11 protein-coding genes are annotated in these 12461 nt (G+C 56.7%); 5 read left to right on the forward strand and 6 right to left on the reverse strand.

The features are described 5' to 3' along the window. The first annotated feature begins 12 nt into the window (after positions 1 to 12). Entirely contained in the window at positions 13 to 1782 is a 1770-nt protein-coding gene (locus E1297_RS43680; RefSeq protein WP_155149550.1) for an acyl-CoA dehydrogenase, read from the forward strand. Between the two features lie 56 nt (positions 1783 to 1838). Here E1297_RS43680 and E1297_RS43685 read toward each other — a convergent pair whose 3' ends face one another. Genes E1297_RS43685 through E1297_RS43700 form a run of 4 tightly spaced genes read right to left on the reverse strand, consistent with a single transcriptional unit; the run spans position 1839 to position 6898 of the window. After that, a complete protein-coding gene (locus E1297_RS43685) occupies positions 1839 to 2987 on the reverse strand; it encodes an acetyl-CoA acetyltransferase (protein WP_155149552.1) in 1149 nt (382 codons plus the stop codon). Positions 2988 to 2999: 12 nt separating this feature from the next. Further along, positions 3000 to 3413, reverse strand: coding sequence for a Zn-ribbon domain-containing OB-fold protein (locus tag E1297_RS43690; RefSeq protein ID WP_155149554.1), 414 nt, complete (start codon positions 3411 to 3413; stop codon positions 3000 to 3002). Between the two features lie 15 nt (positions 3414 to 3428). Continuing rightward, positions 3429 to 5057 carry an acyl-CoA dehydrogenase family protein gene (locus E1297_RS43695; protein ID WP_155149556.1) on the reverse strand — a complete coding sequence of 543 codons (1629 nt, stop codon included), beginning with the start codon at positions 5055 to 5057 and terminating at the stop codon, positions 3429 to 3431. Next, a complete protein-coding gene (locus E1297_RS43700; protein ID WP_155149559.1) occupies positions 5054 to 6898 on the reverse strand; it encodes a feruloyl-CoA synthase in 1845 nt (614 codons plus the stop codon). Before E1297_RS43700 ends, E1297_RS43695 begins: the two co-directional genes overlap by 4 nt. Positions 6899 to 7106: 208 nt before the next feature. Here E1297_RS43700 and E1297_RS43705 point away from each other — a divergent pair, with 208 nt between their 5' ends. Together E1297_RS43705 and E1297_RS43710 are read left to right on the forward strand one after the other, a co-directional pair. After that, positions 7107 to 7868 carry an SDR family NAD(P)-dependent oxidoreductase gene (locus E1297_RS43705; protein ID WP_155149561.1) on the forward strand — a complete coding sequence of 254 codons (762 nt, stop codon included), beginning with the start codon at positions 7107 to 7109 and terminating at the stop codon, positions 7866 to 7868. After that, positions 7819 to 8649, forward strand: a complete 831-nt coding sequence (locus tag E1297_RS43710; protein ID WP_244328099.1) for a crotonase/enoyl-CoA hydratase family protein — start codon at positions 7819 to 7821, stop codon at positions 8647 to 8649. The genes E1297_RS43705 and E1297_RS43710 overlap by 50 nt, the downstream gene beginning before the upstream one ends. 75 nt (positions 8650 to 8724) lie before the next feature. On the opposite strand, the gene E1297_RS43715 is transcribed toward E1297_RS43710, so the two are convergent. Continuing rightward, positions 8725 to 9531 carry a ferredoxin--NADP reductase gene (locus E1297_RS43715; RefSeq protein WP_155149562.1) on the reverse strand — a complete coding sequence of 269 codons (807 nt, stop codon included), beginning with the start codon at positions 9529 to 9531 and terminating at the stop codon, positions 8725 to 8727. 9 nt (positions 9532 to 9540) lie between these two features. After that, positions 9541 to 9873, reverse strand: a complete 333-nt coding sequence (fdxA, locus tag E1297_RS43720; RefSeq protein ID WP_155149564.1) for a ferredoxin FdxA — start codon at positions 9871 to 9873, stop codon at positions 9541 to 9543. Between the two features lie 160 nt (positions 9874 to 10033). Between fdxA and E1297_RS43725 the strand changes: the two genes are divergently transcribed. Both E1297_RS43725 and E1297_RS43730 read left to right on the forward strand, forming a co-directional pair. Beyond that, on the forward strand, positions 10034 to 11200 hold the full coding sequence (locus E1297_RS43725; RefSeq protein ID WP_155149565.1) for an amidohydrolase family protein: 1167 nt from the start codon (positions 10034 to 10036) through the stop codon (positions 11198 to 11200). 55 nt (positions 11201 to 11255) lie between these two features. Then, positions 11256 to 12368, forward strand: coding sequence for a CaiB/BaiF CoA-transferase family protein (locus E1297_RS43730; RefSeq protein ID WP_155149566.1), 1113 nt, complete (start codon positions 11256 to 11258; stop codon positions 12366 to 12368). The last annotated feature ends 93 nt before the right edge of the window (positions 12369 to 12461 follow it).

The raw sequence follows: 12461 nt of genomic DNA on the forward strand, positions 1-12461 counted from the left end.
GGGAAACACAGTATGGACTATCAACTCCCTCAGCGGGATATCGCGTTTCTTCTGGATGAGGTGCTGGACCTTGATAAAACTCTGGCACTGCCGGGTTGCGAGCATTGTGACAAGGACACGTTCTTTGCCGTCGTTGGCGCAATCAATTCCTTCGTGCGCGACAATCTTGCCACCTGCAACGAGGCGGGCGACAGCCCCGGCGCTCGGCTGGTAAATGGTCAGGTCTATGCTGCCCCCGGGTTTGGCGATGCCTACAAGGTGTTCTGCGAAGACGGCTGGAATGCGCTGGCGCTGGAGGAAGAGTATGGCGGCCAGCAACTGCCCTTTGTTTTGCACGCAACGCTGCGTGAAGGCATGGCCGGAACCAATCTGGCGTTTGCCCTGATCCACGAGTTGAACTTCGGTGTGGTCGAGGCGCTGATCGCTTATGGCTCGGACGAGCAAAAGGCCATCTATTGCCCGCATCTGACACGCGGCCACTGGGCCGGGACCATGAACCTGACCGAGCCGCATTGCGGCACGGATCTGGGGCTTATCCGAACCAAGGCTGTTCGCAACGATGACGGATCCTATGCCATCACGGGCAACAAGATATTCATCACGTGGGGCGATCATGACATGTCAGAAAACGTCGCCCACCTGATCCTAGCACGGGTCGAGGGGGCGCAACCCGGTCCGCGTGGTCTATCGTTGTTTCTTGCGCCGAAATACATGCTGGATGGGGACAACAACACGACGGACGAGCGCAACGCGATCACCATTGCGGGGATTGAGAATAAGATGGGCATCCATGGATCGCCCACTTGCGCCATTTCGTTCGAAGGGGCCAAAGCCTGGATTGTTGGCGAAGAGGGCAAAGGGCTGGCCGCAATGTTCGTCATGATGAACGCTGCGCGTCTGTCGGTAGGTTTGCAGGGTCTTGGTGTGGCAGAAGCAGCGTTACAGTCTGCCAACGCTTATGCGCACGAACGTCTGCAGGGCCGGGCACATGATGAGCAACTGAACCCGACCGGCGTTGCCGATCCCCTGTTCGCCCATGCCGATGTGCGTCGCCGTTTGTTAATCGCCCAGGGTGAGATGGATTCGGCTCGTGCGCTGGCCTACTACGGCGCAAGCCTGTTGGATGAGGCTCATCGCGCCACGGTGCCTGAGCAACGCAAAGCCGCCGATGCCCGACTGTCGTTGCTGACGCCGGTGATCAAATCCTATCTCTCGGACATGGGATCTCGCATGGCAAGCGAAGCTGTCCAAATGCATGGCGGGCACGGATACATCAAGGATTATGGTGTCGAGCAATTGATGCGGGATGTACGTATCACCGCGATTTATGAAGGCACAAATGCGATTCAGGCCCGTGATCTGGTGATGCGCAAGGTGCGCGGCGATCAGGGGGCAATAATCAAAAGTCTGGTGGCAGACATGCTGGAGGAGGCGAGCAATCTGCCTGCAGAGCTATCCGATACGCAGCGGAGTCTGCGAGGCGCGGCCGAGCGGTTGGATCGTTCAACTGATTGGGTGTTGGATGCGTCGCAGGGTGAGGTCTTGTCCGGTGCCTGCGACTATCTGGAAATCGTAGCGCTTAGCCTGTCGGCTTGGATGTCGGCCCGGATCGCCCGCGCGGCAAGTGCCGCTACCGGCAGCCAGTCATCGGACTATTATGCAGATCGTCTGGATGCCGCACAGGCATTCATGACGCGTGCGCTGCCGCGCGCTGTAAGCCACGAACTGATCATGCAAACGGGTGAGCCCGGCGTTATCAGCCGGGCAGATCGCTGTCTCTGACCCTCCTTCTCCCCAGATAGCGCCCTTTTTTGCAATTGTCGCGATAGAGTTTCGGATCAGAGAGCAGCTTCGCTGCCCAAAACGGTGGTGAACTCGTTCGAGAACGTGCCGCCGTTGCCATGAGCAATGGCAATGTTGACGTCATTGATCTGTCGATCACCGCCATCCCCGCGGATCTGGGTGGCGGCTTCGATCAGGCAGAACAGGCCGTACATGCCGGGATGCACGCAGCTGAGTCCGCCACCGTTGGTGTTGACAGGCAGGCTGCCGCCGGGCGCGATATTGCCATCTGCGACAAATGCCCCGGCCTCACCCTTTTTGACAAAACCCATGTCTTCTAGGAACAGCAGCGTGTTGATGGTGAAAGCGTCGTACAGCTCGACCACGTCCACGTCCTTGGTCGTGATGCCAGCCATTTCAAAGGCGTGTTTTGAGCTGTCCGTTGCACAGGTGGTAGTGAGCGTTGTCGCCTGGCTGATTTCGCGGTGAGAAATCGCGTTGCCGCCGCCAAGGAAGTAGGCAGGTTTTTCCTGATAGTCTGTGGCACGCTCTGCCGAAGTCACGATGATCGCGGCCCCGCCATCTGACATCAAGCAGCAGTCCAGAACTGCAAGCGGATCCGCAACCATGGGTGAAGCCAGATACTCATCCATGGTCAGGTCCGTGCGCATTGTGGCATCCGGGTTCAGCTGTGCCCATTTGCGGGCCGAGATCGCCACATGACCAAGATGCTCCTTCGGAACATTGAATTCATGCATATAGCGCTGCGCGGTGAAGGCATAACCCGGGACCGGGACCATAGGCTCATAGGCGCGTTCCCATTGCGGGGTCTCAATCAGGCCGTTCAGGTCCCGTGCGGATTTGGCGTTCGAGCCGTAGCAGATCAGAACGTTCTTACACAGGCCTGCCTGAATCGCCATCGTTGCTTCAAGCAGGTAGGACATGAAGGATGATCCCCCCACCATGTCCGAATTCGCCCAAGTCGGATGGATGCCCAGATACTCGGCAATCGAAAGCGTCGGGAAGAAATGATAGAAAGTGCCGCCACAGATCCCGTCGATTTCGGACAAATCCATACCTGCATCAGTCAGTGCGTTTTGCGTGGCCTTGGCGATCAGCTCCATGGGTGATGTATCTGGTGTTTTGCCCAGACCCCAATAGCCTTTGCCAACGATGGCGGATTTCCCGCGAAGAGCGTGTGCCATGATGTGGTCTCCTTACTCCGCGGGTTTGAAAAAAACAGCCGGCTCACCGGATTTTGCGTTGGGTCCGAAGTCAGGGGTCATAACGACGGCCTGGACCTTCATCCCGATTTCGACCGCTTCGTTGTCGACGTCGATAATACGACTGAACATCCGGGGCCCTTCATCCAGATCGACCAGTACATTGTTGATATCGCCACCGAATTTCACGGGTCGACGGATGATCGTCGAGGCGTAGACCGTTCCGCGGCCCGATGCCTCGACCCATTCCAGATCGTCCGCACCGGTTGTTGGTGACAGAGCGCGAGGATAGAAAACATACTCTCCTGTCTTGGTAGAGCGCTGAATCAGGAATTTTCCGGCCGCCAAGCCGGCGCGAAAAGTCGCGTCTGCCTGTGGGCTGGCTTCGGGGAGGATAAAGTCAGTCATGTGTCTTCCTTGATTTCACGCAGCGAAAATTGCCGCATCATGAGTGGGTTCGGGATTGAGAATACGTTTTTGCAGCAAGACGGCCTCGGGCAGGATACGCGTACGCACGTGGCCTGCCGCTGCGCTTAGCAGATCCGGCTCGGGAGCCTGTTCAGCAACGGCTTCCATGTCGGCCCAGACACGTCCAAAATAGACAAGACCGGTCAAACGCGTGTAGTCGGCGACCGACGGCCCGATATCAGAACGGGTCTGCATTTCCCTTGTAGCCGCACTCCATGCCTCGATTGCATCGGCCAGTTCCATCGAGGTTGGACCATCCGAGACAAGTTCGGCAAAGGCCTGAGCAGCGGCGCCGCCATTCGCGCGGATTGCGCGGCGGGCAATCCCGGTGGCCAGCACACCATTGGTGCCTTCGTAGATTGCCATGATCCGCGCATCGCGCATGATCTGCTCGACCCGGTATTCCTTGCAGAAACCGTAGCCGCCGTGGATTTGAACTGCCTGACTGGCGGCCATGTTGACCGCGTCGGTAGCAAATGCCTTGCATGTCGGGGTCAGGATATCCAGCAGTCCCTGATCGGTCCCCAGATCCATATCTACAAATGTCCGATAGACCATTGCGCGGCAGCCCATTGCTTGGGCGTAGATGTCCAAAAGCATCCGCTGCACATCACCGTGTTCTGTAATCAGGGCCGTGCCTTCGGTTGCGGTTCCCTGTCGCCGTGCCGCTGCATGAGTGCGCGCGCGCTGAAAGGCGACATCCATCTGACCGACCGCTTGCAGCGACACATCCAGGCGTTCGGCATTCATCATGGTGAACATTGCGGCAAGGCCCTTGCCTTCCTCACCCACCAGCTCGGCCTGCGCTCCGTCAAAGGCCATCTGACAGGTGGGCGAAGCATGCATGCCCATCTTTTCCTCGATGCGCACGGTCTGAACTGTGTTGCGGGTGCCGTTCGAGAGAACGGCCGGACAGGCAAACAGGCTCAGTCCCCGCACTCCCGGCGCTGAATCCGGCGTGCGGGCCAGTACCAGGTGCAGCACGTTATCGGTGTAATCGTGATCGCCACCTGAAATGAAAATCTTGGTGCCGCTGAGTGCGTAGCCATCGGCGGTGGGTGTTGCGATTGTTTTGATCCGCCCAAGATCCGAGCCCGCATCAGGTTCAGTCAGGCACATCGAGGCCATCCATTCACCCGATACAAGCGGAGGCAACAGACGTGCCTTTTGGTCATCGCTACCGGATGTTTTCAACGTGCGGATGCAGCCCTGCGCGAGGCTCAGCACCATCTCGTAAGAAATGCAGGCCCCGGCCAGCATGTCCGCCAGCACGGCCCCGAGGATATGCGGCAAATCCTGACCGCCGAATTCTTCGGGCGCGCAAAGTCCTGGCCATCCGGCCTCGGCGTAGCGCTTGTAGGCCGAGATCATTTGCGGGGGCATTCTTACGCGACCGTTTTGCAGGCGAGCGCCGGTATCTTCACCAATCAGATCCAGCGGTGCGATCTCGGCATTGACGAACTTTCCAAGGGCCGGGATCACCGCGTCGGCTAGATCGTCGCTCCAATCCGGCAAGCGGTCGGGTTGGCCAACATGTTTCAGTACAAAGGCGATGTCAGCCTCGGATGCAGTGTAATCGATCATGTGTTTCCCCGGCCTGTGACGATGACGACATCTGAGCCTTCATAAAGTTCGGTTACCGCATCGGCGCGCAGCTCCAGCGCAAGACGCTGGTTGATATAGCCCTTGTCCGTGATTTCGTTTCTTTCCACCGATGGCGCATCGCGTTCGATCCGCACCCGTCCAACGCGTGTCGCACTACCGGTTTGACCGGCGTTGTAAGCAGCCAGTTGTTTGGTGATGAAGGCACGTACAGCTGGATCGTCTGCATATCCTGCCTGAGTATCGTCACGCCCGGTCAGCGCCTTGCATTCATCCGTGTTCAGGAACAGCAGAGCCCCAATCTCGGTCCGGTCATGGCCTGTAATGACCGCGTCAGATGCTATTGGACTGAGTGCTTGCAGCAGAGCCACGCGTAAATTTCCAACAGCAACCCATGTGCCGGTCATCAGCTTGAAATTCTCGGAAATGCGCCCATCGAACACGATGCCTCTGGATGGATCCTTGGGATCCTCCAACCGCCCGGCATCGCCGGTCAGGAAATACCCTTCTTCGTCGAAGGCTTCGGCGGTCTTTTCGGGATTATTCAGATAACCGGTCGTCACGTGCGGACCGCGGACTCGCATTTCCAGCTTGCCACCATTGGGCAGGAACTTGAGTTCTGATCCCGGGCCGGGCACCCCGATCACACCCGCTTTGTCGATTGGGAAGTGAACGCAGGTTGCCATCATTGCCTCTGTCAGGCCCCAGGCGCTGACAAAGGGTACTTTCTCGCCCCGCTCTTGGATCCCCAGCTGTTCCAGCCCCTTCCAAAGGTGATCTGGCAGGCCGGCACCGGAGAAAAAGATCAGATCAAGTCGTTTGAAGAACGCGTGGCGAAACTCATCATCTTCGCGCAAGACCGGCAGCAGCATGTCAAAGCCGCGCGGGACGTTGAAGAACAAGGTTGGCGACACCTCGCGTACATTGCGAATGGTCTTTTCGATCTCGCCAGGGACCGGCTTGCCGTCGTCCAAATAGAAACTGCCGCCATTGCGCAGGATCATGTTAAAATTGAAATTGCCTCCAAAGGTGTGGTTCCAGGGCAACCAGTCCACGACCACGGGGGGTGCGGATTCCAGAAAAGGCCAGATTTGAACAACCGCCTCTTGCGTGGCCAACATCATGCGCTGAGTCACGATGACGCCTTTCGGCAGGCCGGTCGAGCCGGAGGTGAACAGGATTTTCCCCGTTGTGTCGAGACTAACCAATGCGTGTGCATCGGAAACTGCGCCGTTAGCACTGGTCTGAAGGGCGCTATCGAAGGTCAGGTCCCCGTTGTCGGACAGACAAGCGACATCCGATGCAGACAGCATCGCAAACGCATTTGCAAACGCCTGGGCATCATCAGCATAGGCCATGCCCGGTTTCGTTGTATCTACGATGTGGCGCAGTTTGGCGAGCGATTCATCAAACAGTGAATAGGGCACCGAAACGGGCACGACCGGTATTCCGACATGCATCGCTGCCAACATAAGAACGCCATGCCGAACCGAGTTTCCGGACAGGATCAGCAACGGTCGATCTGGTCCAAGCCCTTGATGCAGCAAAAAGACGGCAAGCGAATCTACCTGTGCTTTTGCCTGTGCATATGTAACGCCCCGCCACTTGCCGTCTGGCCCGCGTTCCATCAGGAACGGTCGGTTTGGCACTTGTTTCGCCCACTGATCCAGATAGCTGGACAGGCTTTGCTCAGTGAACTCAAGCCCGTGCGGGCTGCGGAGCACAAACGCACCGTCGCCCAGATCTTCGCGCAGCACATCGGCTGGTGCGAATTTGTCAGCCGGTGCCTTAAGTTCATCGTCCTTTGGGGCAGTGTTGCTCATGTCCTGTCTTCCTGATTCCGCCGAGGGAACGGGTAAAGTGCATCGATATTTCGAAATTCACGCTAACCAATAATTTGTTAGTATGCAAATATATTATTGATCGTTCACTAAAGCTCGAATACATGGGTATAACGCACCGAAATTCAGCGCAAGAATCCAAGCAGCGTTCGTCAGATCGCAGTGCCCTGGCCGCAAATGGAGACAAGATATGAAAATCGAAAACGCATCTGTAATCGTCACCGGAGGCGCGTCAGGTTTGGGATTTGCCACGGCCGAATATCTAGCGGCGCGCGGAGGCCGAGTGACTTTGTTCGACCTGCCGGGGGACAAGCTTGATGCTTCAGCGGTCCAACTCGGAGCAACTGCCGCCGCATGTGATGTGACCAGCGAAACAGAGGTTGCCGACGCTTTGCAAGTGGCCATTGCGGCGAATGGCCTTCCGCGGATCGTGGTGAACTGCGCCGGGGTGACACATGGTGAGCGGATTGTGGGTCGTAACGGTCCGGCATCGCTTGAGGGGTTTGTACGCACCATACACATCAATCTGATCGGAACGTTCAATGTCATGCGGCTGTCCGCAGAGCAGATTATGCAAAATGATCCGCTTGAGGACCAGGAGCGGGGGATCATTATCAATACAGCCTCAGCTGCAGCGTTCGAAGGTCAGATCGGGCAAGCGGCCTATGCGGCCTCAAAGGGTGGGGTTGCGAGTCTGACTTTGCCGGCGGCCCGAGAGTTTGCACGCTCGGGGGTGCGTGTCATGGCTATCGCGCCCGGCATTTTCTCAACCCCGATGATGGAACTGTTGCCTCAGGAGATACAAGATAGCCTGGGCGCCAAGGTTCCGTTCCCGACACGTCTGGGACAGCCATCCGAGTTCGCCCGTCTGGCGGGGCATATGATCGAAAATACGATGCTGAATGGCGAATGTGTCCGTCTGGATGGGGCAATCCGTCTTGAACCCAAGTGAGGCTGTTGGAATGGAATACACGCATATCAAACCCGAAACTGATGGGAATGTCGGCATCCTGACTCTGGACCGGCCCTCGAAGTTCAATGCGATCAATCACGGGCTGTTGTTTGAGATCGAGCACTACTTTGATACATTGCCTGACGCAATCGGCGCAGTTGTGATCCGCAGCTCGGGCCAGCATTTTTGCGCTGGTCTGGATTTGTTAGAGCATTCAATGCGCGATGCCGCAGGGGCCATGCATGAATGCCGCCTGTGGCACAGAATTTTCGACAAGATTGAGTATGGCAGCGTGCCGGTTGTCGCCGCGATGAATGGCGGTGTTCTGGGCGGAGGGATGGAACTGGCGATGACAGCCCATATTCGGGTCTCGCAGCAGGACACATTCTACGAATTACCTGAAGGTCGCCGCGCGATTTTTGTAGGTGGCGGCGCTACCGTGCGCGTGGGGCGGATCATTGGTGCCAGCAGGATGATGGAGATGATGCTGACCGGACGTCGCTATGGGGCCGAGCAAGGGTTGCAGCTGGGTTTGGCCCATTATGTCGAGCCGAATGGTACAGCTTTCGACAAAGCGATGGAACTGGCCCGGCGCGTTACTGAAAACGCGCCTTTGTCCAACTACATGATGGTGCAGGCGATCACGCGCATCAACGATATGTCGGCCAGCGATGGATTCTTTGCAGAGAGTCTGGCGGCGGCGATTGCTCAATCCTCTCCAGAAGCGCGGGCGGGGATGGAGGCGTTTTTGACTAAAACGGGGAAGCGGGACAATCAGTGAGGTCCGAAACACGCGGGATCTGGCGTGAGAGCGTTTCACCAGATCCCGGTGTCGGGCGGGGCAGAGCCCCGGTGGTTAGTCGACGAAGGCGCGTTCGACCACGAAAGTGGAAGGTTTGTTATTCGCACCTTCTTCCAGTCCGAACCCTTCCAGCGCGGCCTTGGTATCCTGTAGCATTGCCATCGAGCCGCAGATCATTCCGCGATCATGTTCCGGAGAGATCGCGGGTAGGCCCAGATCATCGAACACTTTGCCTGACGCCATCAGATCGGTGATCCTGCCCTGAAACGGATAGTCCTCACGCGTGACGGTGCAATAGTGGCGCAAGTTCTGGGCCATCTCACCCACCAGCGGGTCGGATTTTAGTGTTGCGACCAAGTCTTTGCCGTATTGCAGTTCCGCTGCCTCCCGACAGGTATGAGTCAGGATAACTTCATCGAATTTCTCATAGGTTTCCGGATCGCGGATCAGGGACGCAAAAGGTGCGATGCCTGTGCCGGTTGAGAACATCCACAACCGCTTGCCTGGCAACAGCGCGTCGTTCACCAGCGTACCTGTCGGCTTTTTGCGCATCAAAACGATGTCACCTTCGCGGATCTTCTGCAGATGTTCGGTTAGAGGACCATCCGGCACTTTGATCGAATAGAACTCGAGCTCTTCATCCCAGCTGGGTGAGGCGACGGAATAGGCACGGAACACCGGCTTTTCGGCATTCGGCAGACCTATCATCACGAATTCACCGGACCGGAATCGAAAGGTCGATGGGCGGGTGATACGGAATCTGAACAGACTGTCCGTATAATGCTGAACTTCGGTCACCGTTTGGGCAAACACGCCTGCCGGTATGTGAAAATCCGTCTTTGATTGGGTGTCCAGCGACATCATGCTCTCCTATGCGTCCGCGGGGGCTTCGGACAGAAGCTCCAGTTTACTGTCCTTGCCGTTCCAGTCATCGGCGTCGGGCAGAGGGTCTTTTTTTTCCGTAATGACGGGCCACTGTTCTGCATATTTACGGTTCAGATCGACCCAGTCTTTCATTCCTTCTTCGGTATCCGGGCGGATTGCATCTGCAGGGCATTCCGGTTCGCAAACGCCGCAATCAATGCATTCATCAGGATGGATGACCAATGTGTTTTCGCCTTCGTAGAAGCAGTCCACCGGGCAGACTTCGACGCAATCGGTAAATTTGCAGTTGATGCAGTTGTCCGTCACTACATAGGTCAACGAGGCTATCCTTATCATTAGTATACAAATGAATATTTCTGAACCGCGTCGCCTGTCAATACGTTTTTGTACTAACGATTATTTAGAGCGCTTCGTGCTTGACCCAGAGACTGATATAATTAGTATACTAACGAAATAACCGAAACTTCGAGAGGGACAGATGGCTGATAAACTGGTCGTGAAAAACATCGGACTGCTGCTATCAGGAAAGATGGAGAACCCGATTCTCGATGGGGACTGCGTGATCGCCATTGACGGCAAGATTTCGGACTGGGGATACGAAAAGGACCTCGATTGTGACGATGCTGAAACCGTGGTGGACGCCGACGGTGTGACTCTGGCACCGGGCCTTATCGACAGCCATATTCATCCGGTCGTTGGCGACTATACCCCCAGACAACAACAGCTTCACTGGATCGATTCCACGTTGCACGGCGGCGTGACCACACTGATTTCGGCGGGTGAAGTGCATATGCCGGGTCGGCCTAAGGACGTGGTGGGCCTGAAGGCGATGGCGATTGCAGCGCAGCGTTGGTATGAGAATTTCCGACCTTCTGGCGTAAAGGTTCATGCCGGAGCACCGGTAATCGAACATGGTATGGTCGAGGAAGACTTCAAAGAGATGGCTGACGCAGGCGTTAAGCTGCTGGGTGAGGTCGGGCTGGGTACGGTCAAGGACGGGAAGACTGCCAAACAGATGGTCGACTGGGCGCGAAAGTACGGTATCCAATCAACAATCCATACTGGAGGGCCGTCGATTCCGGGGTCTGGCCTGATTGATGCGGATATGGTTCTGGAAACCGGAACCGATGTGATTGGGCATATCAATGGCGGGCATTCCGCGTTGCCTGACGATCAGATCACCTGCCTTTGCGAAAGCTGTACCGCCGGGTTGGAGATTGTGCACAACGGGAACGAACGCGCCGCACTTCTGACTCTGAACACCGCGCGTGAGCTCAAGCAGATGGATCGGATCATACTGGGTACGGATGGACCAGCTGGCTCTGGTGTGCAGCCGCTGGGTATCATGCGGATGGTCGCGATGCTGTCAGCTTTGGGCAACGTTCCCGCCGAGATCGCGTTTTGCTTTGCGAACGGAAATACCGCACGTCAGCGCGAACTGGATACGGGCCTGATCGAAAAGGGGTATTGTGCAGACTTCGTGCTGATGGATCAGGCGCAGCACGCACCAGGTAAGACGATTCTAGAATCTGTTCAGTTAGGAAATCTGCCGGGTGTCGGCATGACCATCATCGATGGTGTTGTGCGTTCGGAACGCAGTCGCAATACGCCTCCGGCAACGCGTTTGCCGCAGATTGTTAGCTGAACAGATCACTTCTGGATGTTGAAGACATTAGGGCACGACGAGACTAGGACATAAGATGAGCGCACCTTTGCAGGGGCTGAAAGTGGTCGAGCTAGCCAGGATTCTGGCGGGTCCGTGGATCGGTCAGACATTGGCTGATTTGGGGGCCGAAGTCCTCAAGATCGAAAGCCCGGATGGTGATGACACCCGCAAATGGGGGCCGCCATTTATCGAGCGTGACGGAGATCGGACGGCCGCATATTTTCACGCCGCAAATCGAGGAAAGGACAGCATAGCACTGGACCTTGCGGATGCGGAGGACCGGTCAAAATTGCTCGACCTGATCCGCGAGGCGGATGTTCTGGTCGAAAACTTCAAAGTCGGCGGCCTGCAAAAGTTTGGCCTGGATTATGACAGCGTCAAAGAAATCAATCCCCGCCTGATCTACGCCTCTGTTACGGGGTTTGGTCAGGACGGGCCATATGCACATCGTGCCGGTTATGACTTTCTGATCCAGGGCATGAGCGGCATCATGGATCTGACCGGCGATCCACAGGGCGAACCGCAAAAAATCGGTGTGGCTTTTGCGGACATATTCACCGGGCTTTACGGGGTGATCGGAATTCAGGCTGCACTGGCGGAACGAGAAGGATCAGGGCAAGGGCAACATGTGGATCTGAGCCTGCTGGATTGCATGACAGGGGTGTTGGCCAACCAGGCCATGAACTATTTGGCTTCGGGGATTTGCCCGACCCGTCTGGGGAATGCGCATCCAAACATTGTCCCGTATCAGGTGTTCCCGGTTGCGGACGGCCATATCATCATCGCGTGTGGAAATGACCGTCAGTTCGCATCTCTTTGCGGGATTCTGGGGTGTTCCGAACTGGCCGATGATGCGCGGTTTGCAACCAACCCGGATCGCGTGGCCAACCGCTCTGAACTGAGCGATATGCTGACCGAAGCCTGCCAGAAATGGACCAAGGCTGACTTGTTGGTAGCGCTTGAACACGGTGGAGTGCCAGGGGGGCCGATCAATACGGTCGCCGAAGCGCTGAGTGATCCGCAAATTCATCATCGTGTTATGCAGATCGAGCCGGAAGGTGTGCCGGGGCTGCGCACACCAATCCGGTTTTCTCGGTCGGAACTGCGTCTGGACAAAGCCTCGCCCAAACGGCCGGTCAGATCATGAGATTTTGCGCAGGATCTTGATCAGGTTGCGTTGCTCGGCGGCGGTCAGGGGTTTCAGCGTTTCGCCCGTGATCTTCTGGCCGACTTCTTTCAT

The organism is Roseibium sp. RKSG952, from assembly GCF_009711355.1.